This is a genomic window from Anabaenopsis sp. NIES-4685, assembly GCF_059725405.1.
Genome location: NZ_AP043602.1, coordinates 3619089 through 3643042, shown reverse-complemented (window position 1 = coordinate 3643042; position 23954 = coordinate 3619089). Strand labels below are relative to the sequence as shown.

The following is a 23954-nucleotide window of genomic DNA, read 5'->3' as shown; positions in this document are numbered from 1 at the left end:
GTTAGTTTTAGCTAGAGTAGAACCAGGATAACTAGACAACAATTTCCCGAAATCTGCTCGGCTAAAAATCATGATTTCTCGCCCTTCCAGCAATAAATATCCATCAAACGCTTCAGAAGGCGAACAGGTGAGCCAAAACGAATTATTTCCCATTGTGGGGATGGGTGCTTCTGCGGGAGGATTAGAGGCCTTCCGAGAATTACTGAGCCATTTACCTACTGATACCGGTATGGCCTTCGTTTTGGTGCAACATCTGAGTCCCCATCAAAAAAGTTTATTGACGGAAATTCTTTCTCGCGCCACCCAAATGCCTGTGGTAGAAGTAGAGGATGGCATGATTGTAGAACCAAATCATGTATATGTCATTCCACCTAATGCCATGATGACCATTAATCAAGGGGTGCTGAAACTAAGTCCGCGACCCAAGACTCACGGATTTTCCATGACAGTTGATACTTTCTTTATTTCCTTAGCAGAAGACCGGGGTAACAAAGCCATTGGCGTTGTATTGTCCGGGGGTGACTGCGACGGTACACAGGGTTCAGAAACCATCAAAGCAGCGGGTGGAATTACTTTTGCTCAGTGTGAAGAATCGGCAAAAGTAAATACCATGCCGAATACAGCTGTGGTTTCTGGGTATGTAGATTTTATTTTGACACCAAAACAAATTGCCGAAGAATTAGCCAATATCAGTCGTCATCCTTACGTTAATCATCCCACCTCAGTCAAAGCCATAGATAATACAATACATGAAACAGGAGATGCCCTGTCCACCATCTTCACTCTGCTGCTAAATGCGACAAAAGTGGACTTTAGCCATTACAAGAAAACAACCTTAAAGCGGCGCATCATCCGGCGGATGCTTTTATATAAATTAGATAGGCTAGAAGATTACGTCTGTTATCTCAAACAGAACCCCGCAGAAGTTAACGCTTTATATCAAGATATACTCATCACCGTTACTAGTTTCTTCCGTGATCCTGAAGCCTTTGAAGCCTTAAAAACCGAAGTTTTTCCCATTATTACTAAAGATAGAACCCCAAACTTACCCATCCGCATTTGGGTAGCAGGTTGTTCTACAGGTGAAGAGGCCTATTCTATTGCTATCTGCTTGCTAGAGTTTTTAAGTAATCAGGTAATTAATATTCCTATCCAGATTTTTGCGACTGATGTAAATGAATCAGTAATTGAAAAAGCGCGCAACGGTATTTATAAAAAAAATCAAGTAGTAGATATTTCACCAGAACGCCTACAGCGCTTCTTTATACCGGTGGAGGGCGGTTATCAAATTAGTAAGCCAGTGCGGGAAGTGTGTGTTTTTGCCAGACACAACCTGATTAGCGACCCCCCATTTTCCCGGTTGGATTTAATTACCTGTCGGAATGTGCTAATTTATTTGGGTGGCGCAGTACAAAAAAAGTTGCTGCCTATTTTCCACTACGGCTTGAATTCCAATGGTTTTTTGATGTTAGGCACATCAGAAACAGTAGGTGAGTTCACCTATTTGTTTGGTTTGGTTGATAGAAAGTATAAGATATACTCCCGAAAAATCACTCCAAATCGATTGGGCATTGATCTGATTACGAACAACTATCCTTTAGAAACTCTCAACACGCAGCCAGCAGTGAGCGCAGACGCATGGAATGACGTAGAATTATACAAAGCAGCTGACCGGATTGTCTTAAATGAATACGCTCCTGTGGGTGTGATTATTAACGAAGATTGGGAAATTTTGCAATTCCGGGGATACACCAGTCCTTATCTGCAACCCCCACCAGGCAGACCCAATTTTAACTTAATGAAGATGGCGAAAGACGAATTACGGCTAGAATTACGCACCGCTATTCATCAAGCCAAAAACCGACAAGTGCCGGTGAATAAGTCAGGGATACAAATTACAGATAATCAGCAAGTCAGGCAGGTAAGAATTGATATTGTACCATTTAAACCAGATGCGGCTAGAGAATGGTACTTTTTAGTTCTATTTACAGATATATCCTCTTCAACAGCTGTTTCACAGATAGTTACCGGTTCTGGACAGTCTAGGCGACGCAAGGCCAACAATCAAGAGCAGGAGATTAACCGACTCAAACAGGAGTTAAGCGCCAATAAAGAGTATCTGCAATCAATTATTGAGGAGCAGCAAGCCACTAATCAAGATTTACGAGCCGCTAACGAAGAAATTCTTTCTAGCAACGAAGAATTACAAAGCACCAATGAGGAATTAGAAACGGCTAAGGAGGAAATTCAGGCCACCAATGAAGAACTAAATACCATTAATGAGGAATTGCAACGGCGTAATATTGAGTCCACCCAAGTCACTAACGATTTACAAAATCTCCTGAGCAGTATTAATATTCCCATCTTGATGTTGGGAGGAAATCTGCAAATTCGACGCTATACCCCGGTAGCTGAGAAAATATTCAATCTCATTCCCAGTGATATGGGCCGACCAATTAGTGATATTAATCACAACTTGAATATTCCGGACTTGCAGCAACAAATTTTAGAGGTAATTAACACTCTCAACTTGAAAACACAAGAAGTTCAAGACCGAGACGGGCGTTGGTATGATCTGCGGATTAGACCCTATCGGACAATTGACAATAAAATTGATGGTGCTGTGGTAATTTTGGTTGATATTGATGCTCTCAAACGCAGTTCTGAACAGCTAAGAACATCCAGAGATTATGTCCAGGCCATTGTAGATACCATGCGCCAGTCTCTAATAGTCCTAGATGTTCATTTGCGCGTGATCAGCGCCAATCAATTCTTCTATGATACATTCCAGGTTGTACGGGAAGAAACAGAACAACGCCTGGTTTACGAAATTGGTAATCAACAGTGGAATATTCCCCAGTTGCGATCGCTTTTAGAAGCAATACTTCCCTATGAGAACCAGTTTCAAGGTCTAGAAGTTGAACACAACTTTGAGAACATCGGACACAAAATCATGCGGCTCAATGCCCGGAAAATGAAACTAGTAGATAATCGGGAAATGATTCTCTTAGTGATTGAGGATATCACTCAGCAAAAGCAATTGGAAGCGGAACGCACAAGACTTTTGGCGCAAGAACAGTCAGCTCGCAATGCGGCGGAAGCAGCCAACCGTGCCAAAGATGAGTTTTTATCAATTCTCTCCCACGAACTGCGCAACCCACTCAATTCTATGCTGGGTTGGTCCAAGCTATTACAGAAAAAGGAATTTGATCAAGCTAAAATTGATCAGGGCTTGGCAGCCATTGAGCGCAGCGCCCAAGCCCAAGCCCATCTGATTACGGATTTGTTAGACATCTCCCGCATTAGTGCGGGTAGGCTGCGGATGGATACCCAACCGCTGAATCTAGTTTCCGTGATTGAATCTGCCATTGAGGTTGTCCGGTTCTCAGCAGAAGCCAAAAAGATTGCCATTGAATCCAGCCTAGCCCCTCCACCTACAAGTATGCTGGGGGATCCCACTCGCTTACAGCAGGTCTTTTGGAATTTACTCTCTAACGCTATTAAATTTACCCCAGTGGGGGGCAGGATTACCATCACACTAGATTACAGTGATTTTGCAGCTCAGATTCAAGTGAGTGATACGGGTCATGGCATTAGTGCTGATTTTCTCCCCTATATCTTTGACCGATTCCGTCAAGCAGATGGGAGCAGAAGCCGCTCGAATCAAGGATTGGGACTGGGTCTGTCCATTGTCCGCTATTTGGTAGAACTCCACGGCGGGACTATTGAAGCCCAGAGTCAGGGTGAAGGTCAAGGAGCAACTTTTACTGTCAGGCTACCTCTGTTAGCTGACCAGCAACGCAGATCTTTGCCCGCACCTACAGACTCGGGGTCTGTTGCAGATGTAGCCCAAATGCCAATTAATGACATCCCACATCTGGAAGGTTTGCGGGTACTAATGGTAGATGATCAAGCAGATATACTGGAGTTATTTAAAATAGTGCTGGAAGAGTATGGAGTTGAGATGACTGGAGTAGAATCAGCAAAAGCAGCTCTATCAACACTGAAGGCAAACCCCGGTGGGTATGATGTACTCCTATCTGACATCGGTTTACCAGAAGAGGATGGTTATGCTTTAATTCGTCAGGTGAGGGAGTTGAGTCCTGAAGCCGGGGGGGAAATTCCCGCCGCCGCCCTCACCGCCTATGCTGAAGATGTAGACCATACAGAAGCTTTAGCGGCAGGATATCAGATGCACGCCGCTAAACCCATTCCACCGGCTCAATTATTATCTATAGTCGCTACCTTAGCTGGGAGATGATATGACTTTGACATTTCCCCTGGTTGAAACACAGGGGATTCTAAACTGATGTTGCTACGCAGGCCCAAGCCATGCTACGCAACGTTTACAATATGATTTACTTAATCTATTAAATAAATTATATTGTTTTGGGACTGTCAAAACTCCCCTACCCACCTTGGCTAAGGTTATACTTAGCTGTGTGGCTACTTAAGTGGCATCTTTTGGGTTTTTCACCATATTTATGGATGCTTGTTCTATTTTAACTACACAAAAATGCTTTGTCAATGCCTGTCAAAGCTTTTTGTGTTAAGGATCCGACAGGATAAATCCTGTTGAGTCACGTTTCATCCCCTCGCTAAAGCATAGGGGTTCTCACGCTCCCACTATATTTTGATATGACTATAGAAAGAGTCTCGCCAATACACTATCCTCAAGCTGATATTGTCCGGCGAGGAATGTCCTTGGGGTTGGATTTCTTGGGGGTCTGGTTAATTAGTTCCATATTGGGAAGCGGTCAAGTTGGTATCCAGGTAGTGCAAATTCTCGTTTTTCTATGCTTCTGGGTAATTTGTCGGGTGGTGATAGTTTACAACAATCAAGGACAAAGTTTAGGGCGTTGGGCTTTTGACCTGAAAGTACTAGAAGTTAGCAATGGAGAAATCACCGGCAGAATTCCCACCATGCGATCGCTCCTACACAGAGAAGCTATAATCGGCACTGGTGCGCTTTTGGTGTCAATTGCCCTAAGTAATATCATAGCTAATCCCACGGCTATACTGCTATTGCTTCCCTTAGCAATTGACTGTGGGGCGGCTTTCTCTGACAATCAGATGCAGCAAGCTCTCCATGATCGCTATGCTGGCACTTTTATAGTTTCTTCCCGCCGTGGTTACTCCTTAGATATTAAAATTAAGCGATTAGCTGAGAAAATGCGCCGAAGTGTGATAAGATAGTAATTTGTGTTAATTCTCTTCAGGCTTGACTGTTTGTTAAGATTATGGCTAAGAGTAAAGGTGTCCGCATAATAGTTACACTCGAATGTACTGAGTGTCGTAGTAACCCAGATAAGCGATCGCCAGGTGTTTCCAGATATACTAGCACCAAGAACCGTCGCAACACGACTAACCGGTTAGAGCTGAAAAAGTTCTGTACCCATTGCAACAAACATACTGTTCATAAGGAAATTAAGTAAAGATGAGTTATTATCGTCGTCGCCTGTCTCCCATTAAGCCAGGAGAACCAATCGATTATAAAGATGTTGATTTGTTGCGCAAGTTTATTACCGAACGGGGTAAAATATTACCACGTCGGATTACAGGGCTGACCTGTAAGCAACAGCGGGATTTGACAGTGGCAATTAAACGGGCGCGGATTGTGGCTTTATTGCCATTTGTCAATGCAGAAGCGTAAAAACAAGTCATGAGTTATGAGTGATGAGTTAAGAATCAAAACTCCTAACTCAGAACTTGAAACTATTAAAAATGTTCACCAATAAATAGCGAGAGTTGTGGAGAAGGGTACGCTAGTTGAATTTAGGGTTCAAGGCGATCGCCGTTTGGGTGTAGTAGAACGCCCGGACGGTAAGACCCGTTGGTTTGTGATCGATGAACGTGGTCAATCCCACAGCCTCGCCCCTAGACAAATTAGTTATATAGTTAACGGACAAACCTATAAGTCCTCGGATATAGAGAGTTTTCAAGGGACAGTTGAACCCTACATAGATCCCTCTAGTTTAGAAGTAGCTTGGGAATTACTGGTAGAAGATGGGGAAACAGTCACACCAGCGCAAATGGCCAACCTGCTGTTTTCCGAATCAGAACCAGCTGCTTGTTATGCCGCCCATTGTTTGTTATCAGAAGATAAACTGTATTTCAAGCAAAAGGGAGACGCTTATGAACCACGAACAGCGGTTCAGGTAGCAGAGCTAAAACACCAAATCGAAATTAAGGCACTTAAAGCCAGGGGACAGCAGGAATTTTTGGCTCGTGTAGAGCAAGCCCTGCGGGGTGAAACAGTGGATTGGCAACGTCATGACCGCCAGCGATTAGAAGCACTGGAAAAATACGCGGCTCTGCTGGCGGATGTTGTGCGGTTAGGAGTAAATTATGATAACCTAGCCCGATCATATCCTCCCCCAGCTCCAGTGTTAGAAACAATGAATATGCTCGGTCGTACTGCTACCCCCCCAGCAGCCTTGCAATTGTTAATAGATTTGGGTTGGTGGGATGCTCATGAAAACTTGTTTGTGCGTCGTTCCGCAATTCCGGTTCAGTTTCCTAGCAAGGTATTAGAAGTGGCGCAACAACGTTTAGATTCCCCCCCTACGGACTTAGATATAAATCGCCTAGATTTGTCGGGTTTAAAAGTATACACAATTGATGATGAAAGCACGACGGAGATAGACGACGGTTTAAGTTGGGAATTACTTCCAGAAGGGCGGGAACGATTGTGGGTGCATATTGCTGACCCCACCCGGTGGTTAGCGCCAGAAGATGAATTAGACCTGGAAGCCAGAAAACGGGGAAGTACAGTTTATTTGCCGACGGGGATGGTTCCCATGTTCCCAGAATTGTTGGCAACAGGCCCATGAGCTTGGTACAGGGAAAGATGTGTTGCGCCTTGAGCTTTGGGGTGGTATTAGATCAAACAGGGGGGGTAGAAGATTATACTATTCATCCGAGCTTGATTAAACCTACCTATCGCCTCACCTACGAAGATGTAGATGAGATGCTGGAATTGGGAGTGCAAGCAGAACCTGAAATTGAGGCGATCGCCAACTGGGCAAAACGGCGCAAATCTTGGCGGTATAATCAAGGAGCCATCAGCATCAGTATGCCCGAGGCTATGATCAAAGTTAAAAACGATCAGATCGACATTGATATTTTAGATGATTCCTCATCGCGGCAGTTGGTAGCAGAAATGATGATTTTGGCTGGTGAAGTAGCCGCCCGTTACGGTCAACTTCACAATATACCTTTGCCATTTCGTGGTCAACCACAACCAGAATTACCCCCAGACGAGGAGCTGCTGTTACTCCCCGCCGGATTTGTCCGCGCCTGCGCCATGCGCCGTTGTATGCCCAAGAGTGAAATGAGTATCACCCCTGTACGTCATGCTGGTTTGGGTTTAAATACCTACACTCAAGCAACTTCTCCCATCCGGCGCTACAGTGACTTATTGACTCACTTTCAACTCAAAGCCCATTTGCGCGGTGATGTTCCGCCTTTTTCCGCCGAACAGCTCAAAGAAGTGATGATGACAGTCACATCTACCACCCAAGAAGTGACAATGGTAGAACGGCAAACTAATAGATATTGGGCTTTAGAATATTTGCGCCGTCATCCAGATAAAGTATGGGATGTCACACTGTTAATGTGGCTACGAGAAGATAGCAACTTAGGACTAATCTTATTAGAAGACTTAGGGTTACAGTTCCCCATGTTCTTTAAACGTTCCGTGGGATTAGGCGAACAGCTATTAGTAAAAGTTGCTCATGCAGACCCGCAAAAAGATATGATTCAGTTTCAAGAAATCATCTATCAAGAAAGTCATTCAGGATCAACTTAACTTGTGCGAGTCCTGGGGAAAATCATCGGTAATGTAGAGACTGGCGATGCTGAGTTTCTACATTACCTGGGGAGATATCTCCTAACTAGCCACCGCCTCAGCTTTTTTCTCTACCAATACATAAGGTTCTTCTTTCCCTTGTGCTAAATAGGCCGCTAACTGACTTTCTATCTGGTCGCGGACAATTTGGCGATACTCTAGAAAATGCTCGTTGTGGGCACACGCAGAGATATAGTGTTCTAAAACTCCCGGATTACGTTTGAGGATACTAAATAAATGATGCCAGAATTTCCAACGAGTTTCCCGTTTAATCCCTTGTCGCCAAATGACAATGAGTAACGCTTTCACAACTACCCATTCTGGCATCTTAGCTGGGGCTTTCCATTTTGGTAAACCCATCATCAAGAAACAGCGATAGGTGCGGTCTAAGTATTTAATCGGGTCATATAAAGTACAGAACGCATCAATATATTCCCTGGCAATATCTTCCAGAGGACGGGTAGGGATGAAATTCATTAATGTGGTTTGGTTGATGTTACCATCTTGATTTTCCCGTAGTCGTCCTTCTTTTGTGAGACGATGCCACAATGCTGTATTGGGTAGCGCTTGCAACATGGCGAAGGTAGTAGAGGGAATCGCCGCTTGTTCCGCAAATCTGACAATGCGATCGCCAGCGCCGGCTTTTTCGCCATCAAAGCCAATAATAAACCCAGCCATAGGCCGCAGTCCAGCCTTAATAATAGTTTGCACAGCATCAGCTAGGGAACCGCGAGTATTTTGAAACTTCTTAGTTAATTGCAGACTCTCCTCATCTGGGGTTTCAATCCCCAAGAACACCGCCGAGAAACCAGACTCCACCATCAACTCCAGCATTTCTGGATCTTGTGCCAAATCCACAGAAGCCTCAGTGTCAAAGCGGAAAGGATACTGATGTTCAGCCATCCAGACTTTTAACTCTTTGAGTAACAATTTCACATTACGCTTATTACCGATAAAGTTATCATCTACCATAAACACACCACGCCGCCAACCCAATTTATAGAGGTAATCTAACTCTGCTAATAGTTGGGCTGGGGTTTTCGTGCGGGGTTTACGGCCATAGAGTACAATAATGTCGCAGAATTCGCACTGGAAGGGACACCCACGGGAAAACTGCACCGACATCATATCATAGGCATCCAATTCTAGTAAATCAAACCGCGGGATGGGCGTAGTTGTGACATCTGGCTTTTCTGTGGCGCGGAAAACTCCAGAAGTTTCACCCCGTTGAATAGCATCAATAAACATGGGTAAGGTGATTTCCCCTTCATCGAGAATCAGAAAATCAGCACCGACATTTTGTACCTCGTGGGGTACAGAAGTGGGATAAGGACCACCCACAGCCACTAACTTACCACGTTGTTTTGCTTCTTGAATTTGCTCTAATAAATCTTGCTTTTGGACAATCATGGCCGAGAAAATTACCACATCCGCCCAATCCCATTCTGCTGCTGTCACCGGGCGAATATTGCGATCTACTAGCTTAAACTCCCATTCTTGGGGTAAAATTGCCGCCACTGTTACTAAACCCAAAGGTGGTAATAAAACTTTGCGATCGACTAATGCCAAGATTTTCTCGTAAGACCAAAAGGTTTTGGGAAATATTGGATATACCAGTAAGATTCGCATATAGTATTAATCCTCACACTGTGATAGTTATCCCAACTGTAACTTAAATCGGAGCAATTCCCCACGGAATAGGAATATCAGCGAATTCAAAACACAACTTTTGGTAACAGTTTAACACAGATCATTTAGTGACTTATAGAAAGTGGCAGGTGATATTTTTCAGCCTCCTCAATTAATTTTTGTTCCTTTAACAGTTGAGATTAACACCCAGACCACCACGGTTAAAACTAAACCCTTCATACTTTCCCCTCCTTGACACCGCTAATTCTTAAAACATCCCTCATGGTTGCACAGTAGTTTGGCAAACCCCAAATACCAGGGTTGATCACATTTTCATAACTAAAATGACGATAGTTCATACAGAATCTATCCCAATCCGCCATTTGAATACGAAATATAGTAATAATTAAATTAGCTAAAGCCAAAGATAGAGGAATACGAAAGTAAATTTTTTTATTGAGATAGGCGCAGACATCCGCCACTGCTTGGTTAGCTGTTAAAGCTGGTTGTCCTAAAACAAATTGACGGGTTTGATTTGCCTGGGGGGGGGAATCTATTAGATACTCTACCACGGTGGCAATATCTTGACCATGGATAAAATGAAAACTGCCATCTACCTGCAAAAAGCGAATTAGGTTAATATATTTAGTTACTTCTGCAATCCCCCCTGTCAGATGAGAATAGGGCTTAGTCTCATCCCCACCCAAAACTAAGGTAGGGAAAACCTTAGTAATTTTCCCGGCGATTTCTAGCTGGGACATCTTTTGCAGACAATCATATTTAGAACGAATATAGTCAGTACCAATTTCCCCCGCTTCCGGGAGGGGTTGGTTATGGCGGTCTAACACACTAGCTGTGGAAAAATAAATTACCTGTTCACAGCGTTGGGGGTCGAGCATTTTGATTAACTCTAGGGTCTTAGAGACATTCACATCAAAGGTCTGCTCACCTCCCCAAGCGGTAGCGGTCAGGACTGCGGTATCAATTGTGGGTAACAAATCAGCCAATAAGTGAATTTTTGCCATATCACCCTCAATCACATTGATACCCGATCGCACTTGAGTATCAACTTGTAATTTTGCCGGGTTTCTCACCAGTAAATATAACTCGTGACTAGTATTTTCAATTAAAGCTTCTGTGATATAATGACCTATACAACCACTGGCCCCAGTGACTAAAATCCGTTTTTCTTGCATGGTATTTTCTGATAAATTAATACTTAAATTAATACTTAAATTAATACTTAAACTATATCATGGGGCAGGCAAGATGCCCACTCAACAAGATTTGATGGGGGTATAATATAATAAGGGCGGGCAAGATGCCCACCCCACAGCCGATTGAGGAAATACAACTAAACTCCTACAGCCTTCAGTTGCTTTGCTGTTTCAAAGAAGAAAGCCACATTTTCCTCTGGTGTTTCTGGTAACACACCATGACCGAGATTGAGGATATGACCCCAATTACCAGCCTTACGCACTGTATCAATAATGCGATCGCGGATGAAATCCTGAGAACCAAATAAAACACCGGGGTCAAGATTTCCCTGAACCTTGACGTGTTTACCCAATCTCGCCCGAGCTTCGGCCATATCCACAGCCCAATCTACGGTGACAATATCAGCACCTGATTTTGGCATTCTTTCCAACACCCCAGCACTACCGCTAACTAACAAAATTAACGGTGTATCAGGATGAGTTTGTTTAACTTGCTCAAACACCCGTTGCTGATAGGGGAGAGCAAAGGTATCATAATCTTGGGGACTGAGTTGACCGGCCCAAGAATCGAACATCTGCACCACTTGAGCGCCGCAATCAATTTGATAGCGAGTGTAAACAGCGATCGCATCGGCCAATTTAGCCAACAGCTGATGCAACATAGTCGGGTCTGAGAAGGCCATATTTTTAATTACGGAGTAGGTTTTAGAACCCTTACCCTCCACCGCATAAGCTGCTAAAGTCCACGGTGCGCCTACAAAGCCTAAAACCGTAGACTGATTACCCACTTCCTGACGTAAAGCCTGCAAGATAGTCTTAATAAAGGGTAGACATACTTCTGGTTCTAAGGGACGCAGCTGATCAATTTGTGCTTGGCTCCGTAGGGGGGAATGAATAATTGGACCCTTACCCTCTGCAATATCCATTTCAATACCTAAACCAGGTAAAGGGGTAACAATATCGGAAAATAAAATTACTCCATCTGGGCGGAATGCTTTCCAAGGTTGTAGGGAAACTTCGATCGCCACTTCGGGAATTTCCGAGCGATCGCGGAAAGAAGGATATTTTTCCCTTAAATCTCGATATGCTTTCATATATCGTCCTGCTTGTCGCATCATCCAGACGGGAGGACGATCTACTACTTCACCACGCGCAGCTCGGAGGAGATGAGGAACCGTTAACGAAACACCCATTTAACACTTCTTCCTAAGTGATTATTTTTATGCCACTGTTTAGCTTATCATTCACTAGATAAGCTTTTTCCAGAGGGTGACCTCTCAGCATAACAGTTAATGCTGTACTTTCATCATTCAATCCATGTTGCATCTACCCCCCCACTCGAAAAATTTCTTAATACCCCCACTGGAAAGACGCAAGTTTTTTCTTCAGTTTACCTTGATCACTATCTGCGGATGGTTTGTAGCTACCATAGCCAGCATAGCTTTAGAAGGGATCATCCTGGGCAATTTAGCTGCTACCGATTCTTTCCCTTGGGTCAAAATACTCAGCAGCATGATATTTGCAGTAGTTTTTGCCGCCGATCAAGCCCTTGTTCTAGGTAGCTATATTTCCGGTAGGCTATGGACAGTAGCTACCAGTGCAGGTTGGTTGATTGCCTACACCGCTGCCATGAACTGGGTAAGATATATTTTTCCTCAGTTTGCCATCACAGGACTTTTGTCAACAATTCTTTATATTTGCAGCGGAATTTGGCTAGGTCTGTGCCAATGGTTGGTGTTGCGACGCTACGCCAAACCAGCCTGGTTATGGATTTTCTTGCCTTCTCTATGCTTTTTAGGTATCAGTCTTTTTACTGGGTTTCTTTCCCTGGTACGAAATTTGATGCCCCAAATACATCATACTCCTATATTGTATTGGAGTGAACAATCATTTAAAGCTATCATTCTCGGAGTAATACCAGCACTTGGCTTATGTACTTTAAAGAGAAACTCTCATCGCCCAACTAAAATTTCTAGCTCATCTTACCTGAGGAATAGCTAGTGAGTACTTGATTGACCATAGGTTAAACATTAATGAATAAAGACCAAGTTTTAAACAAAATAGTCACACCGCCCATTGCTGAGGAACACCCCCAGGTTTTAGAATTGCATGGCGATCGCCGTCTAGATAAATACTTTTGGATGCGTGACCTAGACCACCCACAACTCATCCCCTATCTAGAAGCAGAAAACGCCTATACAGCAGCAATGATGCAGCATACAAAAGCGCTGCAAACCCAGCTTTACAATGAAATGCTCTCCCGCATTAAAGAAACAGATTTATCAGTTCCATCCCGAAAAGATGAATATTATTATTATTCTCGTACTGAAGCCGGTAAATCCTATCCCATTCATTGCCGGAAAAAAGGTAGTTTAGAAGCACCAGAAGAAATCCTCTTAGATGAAAACGAATTAGCTCAAGGTCACGATTTTTTTGATTTAGGTGTATTTGCCATCAGCCCCAATCATCAAATATTAGCTTATTCCTTTGATACTACAGGCTCAGAGGAATATCTGTTGTGTTTCCTTGACCTCAACACACATCAGTTATATCCAGAAACCATTCCCAAAACTTATTTCTCCTTGGCCTGGAGTAACGATAATCAAACAGCATTTTACACTAGAATTGATGATGCTAATCGTCCCTACCAACTCCTAAAACATAAATTAGGAAATTGTCCGCAAGAAGATGTATTGATATATGAAGAAAAAGATGATATCTATCATTTACACGTTGAGAAAACCCGCAGCCAATCATATATATTCATGGTGATGCAAAGTAGCATCACCACAGAAATTCACTATTTAGATGCTAATAATCCTTATGGTAATTTTCAGATCATTCGCCCCCGGACTACAGGAGTAGAATATGATGTAGACCATCATAATAATAACTTTTATATTGTCACCAACGACGCAGCCACTAATTTTAAATTAGTCAAAACACCTGTAGCTAAACCATCCCTAGAAAATTGGGAAACCATCATTCCCCACAGAGAAGATGTGCTATTATTAGGGGTCAGTCTGTTTGCCAATCACCTGGTAATTTATGAAAGAAAAGGCGGATTGCAAACTGCAAGGGTACAAAACCTATCGACAGGAGAGGAAAATAATATAATTTTCCCAGAACCAACCTATGAATTTTTTGAAGGTAGTAACCCGGAATTTAACACTCAAGTACTGCGGTTTAATTATACTTCTTTAATTACTCCCCAATCTGTTTTTGATTACAACATGGAAACAAATCAGCGGGAATTAAAAAAACAGACGGAAGTTTTGGGAGGATACAACCCCAGTCAATATGAAAGTCAATGGCTCATGGCCACCGCCACGGACGGGACAAAAGTCCCCATCTCCATTGTTTACAAACGGGGAACCAATAAAGATGGTAAAAACCCTTTGTTACTCACAGGATACGGTGCCTATGGTTCCTCTTACCCCCCATCATTTTCATCCACCAGACTAACACTATTAGATCGGGGAGTAGTATTTGCCATTGCTCATATTCGTGGTGGTGAAGAAATGGGGCGCAAGTGGTATGAACAAGGCAAATTTTTACAAAAAAAGAACACCTTTACAGATTTTATTGCCTGTGCAGAGTATTTAATTAGTCAAGGTTGGACAAGGTGCGATCGCCTAGCAATTACCGGGGGTAGTGCGGGGGGTTTATTGATGGGTGCAGTAATGAATATGCGTCCTGATTTGTTTAAAGTGGTTGTAGCTAACGTTCCCTTTGTGGATGTAGTCACCACAATTTTAGATACTTCCCTACCCCTATCAGCAATGGAATGGGAAGAATGGGGAAATCCCAACGACAAGGTTTATTATGACTACATGAAATCCTACTCCCCCTATGATAACGTCGCCGCCACAGATTACCCAGATACATTGATTACCGCCGGTTTAAATGATTCCCGGGTCAAATATTGGGAACCCGCCAAATGGACAGCCAAACTCCGGGAACTGAAAACAGATGATCATCTGCTGTTGCTCAAAACCAACATGGAGGCCGGACATGGCCGACCATCTGGACGTTATGAAAGCTTGCGAGAGCTAGCTTTTGAAGACGCTTTTATTTTGGATAGATTGGGTTTAGCATGAACTCATAGGGGCTTTTGAGTGGGTATACCAACACCACGGGGAAAACTAGCTGCGGTAGTTGCAACTTTCCGCAAATATAAGCAATGACGCATGCTGTTAGTTAAAGGTGTGGTAAATTGATCAACTAATTCAATTACCCCACCTAATTGGCTAACAGCATTTTGCAAAGCTGTAGTTTCCTCTACTGTCCAATTACCACGATAAATTACAGCCAAACCACCCTGTTTAAGTAATGGTAGAGTATACTCCGCACAAACCGCCGCATTACCAACAGCCCTAATTAAAGCTACATCGTAGGTTTTGCGGTACTGGGGATGATGACCTATTTCCTCAGCCCTCCCAACCACAGTTTTGCTATTGCTAAGAGTTAATTTAGTCAATACCTCGTCAATAAAATTAACTTTCTTCCTGGTTGAATCTACCAGAGTAATTTGACAATTAGGCAGAGCAATTGCTACGGGAACACCGGGAAAACCCGCACCTGTACCAATATCAATTACAGAAGCATTTTCTAAAACAGATGGAATCAATCCCCCTTGTGGTGCAATTCCTCGTAGTGAGTCCCAAAGATGTTTTTCCCAAAATTCTTCTGGTTCGGTAATGCGAGTTAAGTTTAATTGCCGATTACCTTCTATAATTAATTCATACAACTGCTGAAATTTGTGTTGCTGCTCTTCCTGGGGTAGCCAATTCAGGGTATGCTGCCATATATGTGCCATTTCTGGCAATGAGTTAGTCATCAGTCAGTATTTAACTGTTTTATACAGGTGTTTGGGTTTCTTTAATTTTCGCTTTGAGGATCTCCGGTTCTACTGACTGTAGTTCACCGTGGTTCAGTGTCCAACAACGATCAGCGATCGCCAGCATATCCCCAGCATCATGGGTGACAATCAACAGCATCCAATCTTCTTTGAGTTTCGCTAATAAATTAACTAATTGCTGACGCATTGACCAATCTAAACCTGCTGTGGGTTCATCCAATAATAATATATTGGGTTGACGAATCAATTGCACAGCCAAAGCCAAACGCCGCTGCTGTCCACCACTTAAAGCATGGGGTGCTGCACTAAGGGATAAATGATCTAAACCCACGGCGCTTAATGCTTGTCTAACTCGCTGTGAACCTAATTCAGGATGTCCTAAACGCAATTCTTCTAAAATTGTACCACCGCAAAAGTGCCGCTCTGGGAACTGAAACACTAACCCTGCTAACTGTTGTAGCTGTTCGGGGATAAGTTCTTGTTCCCGCCAAAAAACTGACCCTGAAGTTGGTTCAGCTAGTCCAGATAAAATTTCTAGTAAAGTACTTTTACCCGAACCGCTCGGACCAATAATCATACCCAGCTGCTGGGGTGCTAATTCTAGATTAATCGATTTCAGAATCGCCACCGGGCTGGCTGTAGGATGATAACTGAGATTTCTAATATAGAGCATTTGTCAGGACTAATAAAAAGTTGGCGAATCACTTGTGATGATAATTTTCCATAGCTTAACCGCTCTTCTCCTTTTCTAGACTCTGACAGACTTCACCTGCAAAAAAGACAAGGGACAACGGGAACCAGCCATGACAACCACAGTCTACCTTTGTACAATATTGAGGTTGAAGTGCGATAGGAATTATAGTTAATTTTCTCGGGATTTTAAGTATTACTGGCCACGATGTTAACAATATTTATTTTTTAGGGTGACCATGAATAAACGCCTTTCTCAACTCACCAAGTTAGCTCAGACAACCTTTACAGCAGTCATAGCACTTAATTTATGGGTTAATCCCTCTTTAGCCGGAGACCCATTCCGAACCAATGAACCTCGTAATATTGGAGACAATACAGAAGCCGCTTTTCAGGCAATTTTCCAAAAAGGTGATTATCTAGCCGCCGAAAGTTACCTGGAAAAAGCAATATCCACCGAACCCAACGAACCTTTAGCTTACGCCATGAAGGCCTCTTTAGCCTACGCCAATAAAGATTTAGCCAAACTGGAGACTTATAGCCAGAAAACCCTAGAAGCCGCAGAAAAACTGATTGCTACAGACGAATTACGTGGGAATATATACACCGCTGTGGGACACTTTTTTCAAGGAGCAACAATTATTACCCGTGAAGGTACCCTCAGAGGTGCGCCACAAGCTTTAACTCGCCTGCGTCAAGTATATCAATATTTAGACAGGGCAGAGGCGATCGCCCCTCAAGATCCAGAACTGAATTTACTCAAAGGCTATATGGACTTGATGCTAGCTGTAAATTTACCCTTCGCCAATCCCGATGATGCAATTGCTAGATTAAAGGTGAATGCTGGACCTAGATACCTGGCGGATAGAGGTATAGCCGTTGCTTATCGGGACTTAAAACAGTATTCCCAGGCTTTAGAATATGTCAACAGTGCTTTAAAAACTACATCTGAACATCCAGAATTGTATTATCTCAAAGCTCAAATCCTCAGAGAACAAGGACAACAACTTAAAAGTCAGTCAATCATCCAAGAAGCTGTAGTTAACTTCGACAAAGCCTTGGCTAAAAGATCCCAACTTCCAGCGGATTTGGTCAAACAAATAGAGCGGGAACGTAATAATACCTTTAACACCCTGAATAGTTGGAATAATTAACTGAAAATGCGGAATAATCACATACAGGCGCGATTCGTCGCGTCTCCCCACTCCCTAGCCTGATATGCTGATTTTGAAAGTAACCTAAATATTCCCCCGCGATGCAAATTCAGTTCCGTGAAATTAACCCTTTTGATGTGTGGATTTGGTTAAAGTTCAGTACAATTCCATCTGAAGGTGAAAAGCAATACGTAGAAGAAGTTTTTAACTCTTGGTTCTATCTGGGAAAATTAGGCGCATTTAATGCCGAAAATCTCCAAGTTCAAGAAACAGGACTGGAAATCAGCTATATGAATTATGACTCCCAAGGGTATGATAAAAGCTTATTGGCACTCATGCACAATATGGGCGAGTTTGAGTATGAAGGACAATGGGCCCGTTGTTGGTTTGACATGGGAACCGCAGATGCGATCGCTCTTGACATTTTAATCAACGCTCTCAAACAGTTAAATGAGGAATATGTGACCATAGAAGATTTATATATTGGTGGTGAAAATGAAGATTGGCCTGTGGAGGAGAGTGATAACCCCAATCATTTCATGTATGATAATTAACTCTATCACCTGAACTTGTCCAGATTCCCGGAGATTCTCAAATCAGTAAACTAGGCAAAATTCCAGTATTCAGTTTGATTAGCTGCAGGATTTATCCGGGATGGCGGACGTATTTTTGTTTGTAACAGCGTAGCATGGCTTAAGCTATAGGGGTTTGACAATGTTTATTCGTACCTATCTTTCTTTGACTTAATCACTTTAATCACATCATCATGTTGTTGACCTTCGATGATGTCTTTTAAATGTATTTTTCCTTCAATATATTGAATATGGATGCGCCATCCTGATATTTTATCGATGTCTGCTCTATATATAGCTTGTTTAATGCCTGTGACTTTATGGAGTCGGGTTTTAGGAAAGTTTCTGGTTCTATGACACTCATTATCCTGCAATTCCGCCAAAGCTTCCAGAAAATCAAGTTTCAAATCTTGTGGTAAAATCTTAATTGCTTCATGGATGACACCATACTCATCTAAAAGGGGCTTAATTTTTACCATTAGCAAGTAGGAACCTCAATCTCTGGATTCTCTATAGTGAAATCTTGATAAAGAGTTTCTGCAACTGAATTATATGCTTTTGCTGCATCTTCAGCCTTAACTGCTCTAAATAAAGTGATTACAGTTCTCTCAAAAATAGGATCATCATCAATCGTGAGAATAATTCTCAGATTTTCATTAATCCTCAGAGAATAGATAGAAGAATCATAATTTTCCTTGAGTCTGATATTTCTTAACTGTGCGCTATGTTTGTAAAACAGATTTTTGTCTATTGAGAGTAACTCAACATAGCTATTCAATTTTTTAATAATCTTAAATTTTTCTGTATTACTAAATTGCTCTAAATCCTGCTCAAAATCCCTTGTAGATTCAATCAGCACATCCATAGCAATAGCTCCTGGGATTAAATCACCAAATTACTTCAAACTTAACCTAAAGATGGAAAAATTGCCGCGAATAGGGAATAGGGAACTTGGTGTCTACTCCATTGGTATAAAAAAGGCTTGATCACTGAGCATACAGAACCAAAAACCCTATGAAACACAAAAAAACTCAAAACACTAATCCCCAACCTCTGGTGAGAAGCCAGGGAAATGGGTTTGAACAGCTATACTATAAAGGACGGTAAACCCGATAGTTGATGTCAGGGAAAATATTATCCATTAATTCCACCTTTTCCAACCAACCACTATCAACCTTACCAATTTTCACATCTTCATAGAGCTTATTAAAACGCATCAAGTGCGATCGCGTTCTGCGTACAGCATAAGGTACCATAGTTCCTGTCCGCATAATAAAAGCCCAGTCAGAAGACTGTGCTAGTAAAAGTTCCCGCGCAGCTTGGTTGAGAGCCTTTTCTTGCAATTGGTCTTCAGCTTCCAGGCGGGATATTTCAATCATTCGTTCCGCTGCTTTGTGTAAGTGTGGATAAATCCAAGCATTTGTTTCATTTAACCAATACTCATGAAAACCCTTATAACCCCAACTCGACTGGGAAGGACGACAAACCTGCTGAGTGGGTTCTGCGCGTAAATAGTCAGCTAGATGAGTCATTTGATAAGTTTGTTGATCATACCATGACTTGCGGAACAGGTAATCAATAAACCAGGGACCCTCATACCACCAGTGGCCAAATAACTCTGCATCATAGGGCGAAACGATAATTGGCGGACGACCCATGATACCGTGTAAATGCTCAGATTGCCGCTCACGATTATACATAAAGTTAGCAGCGTGTTCTGCCGCTTTTTCCCTTGCCCAATAAGGATCATAAAGTGCCTTGTCGGAAAGACCTAAACCCCGCCCGGTAATCTTATGATACTTAATGCCGGTATTTTTGCGTTGACCATTGGGCATAATATAGGGCTTAATGTACTCATATTCGGCTTCCCAGCCCAAATCCTTGTAAAATTCCCGATATTCTGCGGCACCCGGATAACCCACCTCAGATGACCATACCTGCTGAGAAGATTCATGGTCTCGACCAAAAGCCGCCACACCAGTTTCTGTAAAAATTGGCGCATAAGTACCAAAGCGGGGACGGGGACGGGCGTATAAAATCCCATGTCCATCCGTGAGGAAATAGCGTAAACCAGCATCCGCCAGCATTCGCTCCACACCTTCATAGTAAGCGCATTCTGGTAACCAAATACCTCTGGGGGATTGGCCAAAGGTTTGCTCATAGTGTTCACAAGCTACTTGAATTTGCGCCCACACCGCTTGGGGGTACATTTTCATTAGTGGTAGATAGCCGTGGGTAGCACCACAAGTAATAATTTCTAAGTTATTAGTATCTTGGAATTGCTTAAATGCTGTTACCAGGTCACCCTTGTACTTTTCCCATACCTGACGCGCTTCGTTAAACTCAGTGGCGTAGTGTTCAGCTAGGTAACGAAGATGGCCATTATTGATATTATGCTCGGCTTCTAGTTCTGTCAGTTCTTCTAATTTGGCTAAGTGTGCGTCATAGCGTTCTTGCAGTAGGGGGTCACGGAGCATGGACACCAGAGGCGGTGTCATACTCATGGTAATTTTAAAGTCGATACCGTCTCTCTTTAAGCCCTCAAATACTTTTAATAAAGGAATGTATGTTTCGGTGATGGCTTCATAAAGCCATTCTTCTTCTAATACATAGTCACTTTCTGGGTGACGAACGAAGGGTAGATGCGCGTGAAGTACGAGGGCGACGTAGCCGATAGCCATAGTTATTTAAGGGTATTACTGTAAGTTGAAGGAGGAGGGATGAGGGAAATTAACAATATTTTAGGACTTTATGGGATCGTGAGTTGAGTTTTCTGTTGACCTTTACCTTTCACAATATTTGCTCACGGCTAATGAGAAAAAACCGCCCTTTAGTCTGTTAGTCTTCCGCATCTTGATATAATTGTTCTAATGCTTGTAACTGTGTCTTCCGGGAAACGCGACGATATTTTTTACTCTCTAACTTTGGTTCATATTGCTGCTTACCTTTACCTTTGGTTTTAATTTTCAGTGTTGACTCAGGATCGGCTTGTTGTTGCAGCTGAGTTTGACGCGCGATCGCTTGTTCTAAAAATTCTAAGTAATGTTCGTACCTTTCCCACTCACCCTGCACCACGCAATCAGGTTCGTCTCGATGCAAACAGTTACTAAATCGACAGCTAGACACTGCTAACCGCTCTCTAGCTTCTGGGAAGTAATATACTAGTTCTTCTGGACTACAATCCAAATCCGGTTGATTAAATCCGGGAGTGTCTGCGAGTAGACCACCCCCAGGCAATTCAAATAATTCTGTATGGCGCGTTGTATGGCGACCACGTGCTAGTTTACCAGAAACTTCTGCCACTCGCAGGTTAAGAGTGGGTATGAGGGTATTAATCAGGCTGGATTTACCCACCCCAGAAGGCCCAGCAATGACAGTAATTTTATGATTCAGATAGTTAGTTAATTCGTCAATATTAATACCATTTTTGACGCTGATAAATAAGGGTTTATATCCCCATCCCTCCAGGCGATCGCTAATTTCCTGTTGTACCTGTGGCGAGACTAAATCGCTTTTATTTAGACATAACAGCACATCCACATCAGTAGATTCCGCCTTTACCAGAAACCGACTTAGTTGATAAGGCTCCAGGGGTGGATCTGTGAGCGCAAATGCTAGCAGGATTTGGTCAACATTGGCGATCGCTGGACGGTCTAATTGACTTTCACGGGGGAGAACATCTGAAACTGCGCCCCTACCACCAGACCAATCTGGCTGAGAAACAATGACGCGATCGCCCACCATTACCTGTTGACCAATTTTTTTCAAGCGAGTTCTGCGGGTACAAAGCAGGATAGGGGGTGCTAGATCATCCAGAACCCCCACTTCTACATCCAGCCGCACGCGATAAAAATTGGCTTGCACGGCTAACACCGTACCGAGTAACTGCCCATTAGTTGGCATAGTTTTGACTGTTGTCATGGGCCAGCAGTAGCGGGACGGCGTACCAACAAAGAAAAATAGCCCATGCAATCTGTAATTTGCTCAACCTGATAACCTGCCATAGTCAAGCTATCAGGGACTTGCTCAATAGGTTCTCCAGAATCTAGCCATACTTCTAGCAAACCTCCCGGCGGCATTTTTTCCAAGAATAATTTTGTGCGCACAAAATTAATCGGACAAGGAGTACCACGCAGGTCAAGTTGAGCATCGGGAGTTGAAAGGTGAGAAGATTTCATGATCCTGTTTGCTTATTATTAAACAGATTCCCCAAGAAGCCTTGACCACCTTTACCAGTCCTGTCTCCCTTAATTTTAGCCAACTTTTCCAGTAATTCCCGTTCTTCATGGGTCACCTTGGTAGGAATGTCAATTAAGATCGTCAGCAGGTGGTCTCCGCGACTGACAGGATTGCCCAAACGAGGCACACCCCGGTTTTCCAGCTTCATGACTGTATTCGCCTGGGTACCGGCGGGGATAACCATTTCCACCGGGCCTTCTACTGTTTCTACTTCCAAACGGCAGCCTAAAATAGCTTGCAGGTAGCTAATTTTAATTTCTGAGAGAATATTAATGCCATCCCGCTGGAATAATTCATCTTCATTCACAAATAAGTAGACATACAAATCCCCCGGAGAGACCGCCACGTTGACCAGCATCCCCTTCTTGGGAGATCCGTAAACGGGTGCCATTGTCTACCCCTGCGGGAATGGTAATTTTTAGTTTTTTGGGTATTTGATTTGTCCCTTTACCATCACAAGCATCACATTTATCTTCAATCACTGTTCCCGTACCGTTACAGGTAGGACAAGTTGAGACTTGAGTAAAGCTACCAAAAGGTGTTCTAGTCACACGCCGGACTTGACCCGAACCGCCACAAGTGGAACAGGTACGAGGGCGAGTACCTGGTTTAGCACCCGAACCGTTACAGACACCACAGACCTCTAAATGGGAAATGCGAATTTCTTTTTCCCCACCAAATACAGCTTCGCGAAACTCTAACTTCAGGTCTAACCTTAAGTCGTCACCCCGTACTGGTCCGCTGCGCCGCCGTTGCGTTTGACCGCCCATACCGCCACCAGCGAAGCCACTGAAAATACTTTCAAAGATATCGGCAAAGCCGCCCATATCGCCCATGTCTTGGAAGCCTGCGCCTGCGCCACCGGAAATACCAGCTTCACCAAAACGGTTGTATCGTTCTCGAATCTCCGGCTCAGAAAGCACTTCATAAGCGCGGTTAATTTCCTTAAACCGATCTTCGGCTCCCGGTTCTTTGTTCACATCTGGGTGATACTTCCGGGCTAAACGGCGGTAAGCTTGTTTGATGTCTTCTTTGTCGGCGTCACGAGAGACACCCAGAATTTCATAATAGTCGCGGGCCATATAGCAAAGGTAAAAGTTAGGAGGAAGAAAGCAACAAGGCAATCAACGCCACAGACACTTGCTATCCTAGGGTAAGTCATATCCTGGAGGACTCGCTACTGGTAACAGTATGCCAGTCAGGAAAATCTTTACTCCGGTTGTTGTCCTGGGGGCAAAAACTCCCTCAGGTGACTGCTTTGGATAACTTAGTGTTCTTTGAAGGGCGGCTTGCCGGAAACTAGGCAGAAATAAAAAGTTAATTTTTATTAATATTCATATTAATATATTATCGATTTTACCTTTTACCTTTCATAAAAAGATGCAGTAAATTAAAAGCAAACCACACAAATAGCCAAAGTTGGACAATAAACTGTCTCTTGTACAATTGTGCTACTTCCCAGGGTAAACCTTTGCTGATCAACTATAGGAGCTAGCCGCACAATTAGGTACGGAAAACCCCCCACCGCTGTTTGCTGACATTCTACTCTGGGGATCTCTAGTCCATGATAACCCCCCCATCTACCAGAAGCCTACACTCCCCGGAAGGGCGAGTGTAGGTAGTTGACATTGGTCTTATTACCGCCCTAGGAAGGGCAATGAGTATTTTAGATTCACTCCACCCACAAGGACATGCAGCCCGGGGATGACTGGTCATACCCCAATTTAAAATGCGACACCAGTA

General features: G+C 43.2%; 18 protein-coding genes and 2 pseudogenes. 9 read left to right on the top strand and 11 right to left on the bottom strand.

What is annotated here, in order from left to right:
- Positions 1-70: 70 nt before the first annotated feature.
- The 5 genes and pseudogenes from AC6IZ0_RS15530 (at position 71) to AC6IZ0_RS15510 (ending at position 7810) form a co-directional block, all read left to right on the top strand.
- Positions 71-4261 (top strand): chemotaxis protein CheB, encoded by a 4191-nt coding sequence (locus AC6IZ0_RS15530; protein ID WP_497723753.1) that lies wholly within the window; start codon positions 71-73, stop codon positions 4259-4261.
- Between the two features lie 377 nt (positions 4262-4638).
- Positions 4639-5196 carry an RDD family protein gene (locus AC6IZ0_RS15525; protein ID WP_497723751.1) on the top strand — a complete coding sequence of 186 codons (558 nt, stop codon included), beginning with the start codon at positions 4639-4641 and terminating at the stop codon, positions 5194-5196.
- A gap of 44 nt (positions 5197-5240) precedes the next feature.
- Positions 5241-5435: a 50S ribosomal protein L33 gene (rpmG, locus tag AC6IZ0_RS15520; RefSeq protein ID WP_271732604.1), complete on the top strand. Its 195-nt coding sequence runs from the start codon at positions 5241-5243 to the stop codon at positions 5433-5435.
- A gap of 2 nt (positions 5436-5437) precedes the next feature.
- On the top strand, positions 5438-5653 hold the full coding sequence (gene rpsR, locus AC6IZ0_RS15515; protein WP_271732602.1) for a 30S ribosomal protein S18: 216 nt from the start codon (positions 5438-5440) through the stop codon (positions 5651-5653).
- Positions 5654-5750: 97 nt separating this feature from the next.
- Positions 5751-7810: pseudogene (locus AC6IZ0_RS15510) on the top strand (ribonuclease catalytic domain-containing protein).
- 81 nt (positions 7811-7891) lie between these two features.
- Here the strand turns inward: AC6IZ0_RS15510 and AC6IZ0_RS15505 are convergent.
- The 3 genes from AC6IZ0_RS15505 to hemE all read right to left on the bottom strand — a co-directional run bounded on the left by AC6IZ0_RS15505 (position 7892) and on the right by hemE (position 11888).
- Positions 7892-9478: a B12-binding domain-containing radical SAM protein gene (locus tag AC6IZ0_RS15505; protein WP_497723750.1), complete on the bottom strand. Its 1587-nt coding sequence runs from the start codon at positions 9476-9478 to the stop codon at positions 7892-7894.
- A 236-nt stretch (positions 9479-9714) separates the two neighbouring features.
- Positions 9715-10674: an NAD-dependent epimerase/dehydratase family protein gene (locus AC6IZ0_RS15500; protein ID WP_497723749.1), complete on the bottom strand. Its 960-nt coding sequence runs from the start codon at positions 10672-10674 to the stop codon at positions 9715-9717.
- Between the two features lie 158 nt (positions 10675-10832).
- Positions 10833-11888: a uroporphyrinogen decarboxylase gene (gene hemE, locus AC6IZ0_RS15495; protein ID WP_497723747.1), complete on the bottom strand. Its 1056-nt coding sequence runs from the start codon at positions 11886-11888 to the stop codon at positions 10833-10835.
- Between the two features lie 124 nt (positions 11889-12012).
- On the opposite strand from hemE, the gene AC6IZ0_RS15490 reads away from it, so the two are divergent.
- Positions 12013-12696, top strand: coding sequence for a hypothetical protein (locus AC6IZ0_RS15490; protein WP_497723745.1), 684 nt, complete (start codon positions 12013-12015; stop codon positions 12694-12696).
- Between the two features lie 32 nt (positions 12697-12728).
- Positions 12729-14795: a S9 family peptidase gene (locus tag AC6IZ0_RS15485; RefSeq protein ID WP_497723744.1), complete on the top strand. Its 2067-nt coding sequence runs from the start codon at positions 12729-12731 to the stop codon at positions 14793-14795.
- A 2-nt stretch (positions 14796-14797) separates the two neighbouring features.
- Here the strand turns inward: AC6IZ0_RS15485 and rsmG are convergent, their stop codons facing one another.
- Entirely contained in the window at positions 14798-15535 is a 738-nt protein-coding gene (rsmG, locus tag AC6IZ0_RS15480) for a 16S rRNA (guanine(527)-N(7))-methyltransferase RsmG (protein WP_497723743.1), read from the bottom strand.
- A 19-nt stretch (positions 15536-15554) separates the two neighbouring features.
- Positions 15555-16229 (bottom strand): ABC transporter ATP-binding protein, encoded by a 675-nt coding sequence (locus AC6IZ0_RS15475; RefSeq protein WP_497723742.1) that lies wholly within the window; start codon positions 16227-16229, stop codon positions 15555-15557.
- Positions 16230-16485: 256 nt separating this feature from the next.
- On the opposite strand from AC6IZ0_RS15475, the gene AC6IZ0_RS15470 reads away from it, so the two are divergent.
- Positions 16486-17400 (top strand): Sll0314/Alr1548 family TPR repeat-containing protein, encoded by a 915-nt coding sequence (locus AC6IZ0_RS15470; protein WP_497723741.1) that lies wholly within the window; start codon positions 16486-16488, stop codon positions 17398-17400.
- A gap of 101 nt (positions 17401-17501) precedes the next feature.
- On the top strand, positions 17502-17954 hold the full coding sequence (locus AC6IZ0_RS15465; RefSeq protein ID WP_271732589.1) for a DUF3531 family protein: 453 nt from the start codon (positions 17502-17504) through the stop codon (positions 17952-17954).
- 164 nt (positions 17955-18118) lie between these two features.
- On the opposite strand, the gene AC6IZ0_RS15460 is transcribed toward AC6IZ0_RS15465, so the two are convergent.
- The 6 genes and pseudogenes from AC6IZ0_RS15460 to dnaJ form a co-directional block, all read right to left on the bottom strand.
- On the bottom strand, positions 18119-18451 hold the full coding sequence (locus tag AC6IZ0_RS15460; RefSeq protein WP_271732588.1) for a hypothetical protein: 333 nt from the start codon (positions 18449-18451) through the stop codon (positions 18119-18121).
- A complete protein-coding gene (locus AC6IZ0_RS15455; RefSeq protein ID WP_271732586.1) occupies positions 18451-18837 on the bottom strand; it encodes a hypothetical protein in 387 nt (128 codons plus the stop codon). Before AC6IZ0_RS15455 ends, AC6IZ0_RS15460 begins: the two co-directional genes overlap by 1 nt.
- Positions 18838-19063: 226 nt before the next feature.
- Complete coding sequence (locus tag AC6IZ0_RS15450) at positions 19064-20653, bottom strand: glycoside hydrolase family 57 protein (protein WP_497723739.1); 1590 nt, start codon at positions 20651-20653, stop codon at positions 19064-19066.
- 157 nt (positions 20654-20810) lie between these two features.
- A complete protein-coding gene (gene rsgA, locus AC6IZ0_RS15445) occupies positions 20811-21893 on the bottom strand; it encodes a small ribosomal subunit biogenesis GTPase RsgA (RefSeq protein WP_497723738.1) in 1083 nt (360 codons plus the stop codon).
- Positions 21890-22150 (bottom strand): sulfurtransferase TusA family protein, encoded by a 261-nt coding sequence (locus AC6IZ0_RS15440; RefSeq protein WP_497723736.1) that lies wholly within the window; start codon positions 22148-22150, stop codon positions 21890-21892. The genes rsgA and AC6IZ0_RS15440 overlap by 4 nt, the downstream gene beginning before the upstream one ends.
- Positions 22147-23293 (bottom strand): annotated as a pseudogene (dnaJ, locus tag AC6IZ0_RS15435) (molecular chaperone DnaJ). The gene AC6IZ0_RS15440 and the pseudogene dnaJ overlap by 4 nt, the downstream one beginning before the upstream one ends.
- Positions 23294-23954 lie beyond the last annotated feature (661 nt).

Coding starts and splice junctions, on each gene's coding strand:
- AC6IZ0_RS15475 (WP_497723742.1), bottom strand. CDS start 16,229: ATGCTCTATATTAGAAATCTCAGTTATCATCCTACAGCCAGCCCGGTG.
- rsmG (WP_497723743.1), bottom strand. CDS start 15,535: ATGACTAACTCATTGCCAGAAATGGCACATATATGGCAGCATACCCTG.
- AC6IZ0_RS15440 (WP_497723736.1), bottom strand. CDS start 22,150: ATGAAATCTTCTCACCTTTCAACTCCCGATGCTCAACTTGACCTGCGT.
- rpsR (WP_271732602.1), top strand. CDS start 5,438: ATGAGTTATTATCGTCGTCGCCTGTCTCCCATTAAGCCAGGAGAACCA.
- AC6IZ0_RS15470 (WP_497723741.1), top strand. CDS start 16,486: ATGAATAAACGCCTTTCTCAACTCACCAAGTTAGCTCAGACAACCTTT.
- AC6IZ0_RS15505 (WP_497723750.1), bottom strand. CDS start 9,478: ATGCGAATCTTACTGGTATATCCAATATTTCCCAAAACCTTTTGGTCT.
- AC6IZ0_RS15450 (WP_497723739.1), bottom strand. CDS start 20,653: ATGGCTATCGGCTACGTCGCCCTCGTACTTCACGCGCATCTACCCTTC.
- AC6IZ0_RS15525 (WP_497723751.1), top strand. CDS start 4,639: ATGACTATAGAAAGAGTCTCGCCAATACACTATCCTCAAGCTGATATT.
- AC6IZ0_RS15500 (WP_497723749.1), bottom strand. CDS start 10,674: ATGCAAGAAAAACGGATTTTAGTCACTGGGGCCAGTGGTTGTATAGGT.
- AC6IZ0_RS15485 (WP_497723744.1), top strand. CDS start 12,729: ATGAATAAAGACCAAGTTTTAAACAAAATAGTCACACCGCCCATTGCT.
- AC6IZ0_RS15460 (WP_271732588.1), bottom strand. CDS start 18,451: ATGGTAAAAATTAAGCCCCTTTTAGATGAGTATGGTGTCATCCATGAA.
- rpmG (WP_271732604.1), top strand. CDS start 5,241: ATGGCTAAGAGTAAAGGTGTCCGCATAATAGTTACACTCGAATGTACT.
- AC6IZ0_RS15530 (WP_497723753.1), top strand. CDS start 71: ATGATTTCTCGCCCTTCCAGCAATAAATATCCATCAAACGCTTCAGAA.
- AC6IZ0_RS15465 (WP_271732589.1), top strand. CDS start 17,502: ATGCAAATTCAGTTCCGTGAAATTAACCCTTTTGATGTGTGGATTTGG.
- AC6IZ0_RS15490 (WP_497723745.1), top strand. CDS start 12,013: ATGTTGCATCTACCCCCCCACTCGAAAAATTTCTTAATACCCCCACTG.
- hemE (WP_497723747.1), bottom strand. CDS start 11,888: ATGGGTGTTTCGTTAACGGTTCCTCATCTCCTCCGAGCTGCGCGTGGT.
- AC6IZ0_RS15455 (WP_271732586.1), bottom strand. CDS start 18,837: ATGGATGTGCTGATTGAATCTACAAGGGATTTTGAGCAGGATTTAGAG.
- rsgA (WP_497723738.1), bottom strand. CDS start 21,893: ATGACAACAGTCAAAACTATGCCAACTAATGGGCAGTTACTCGGTACG.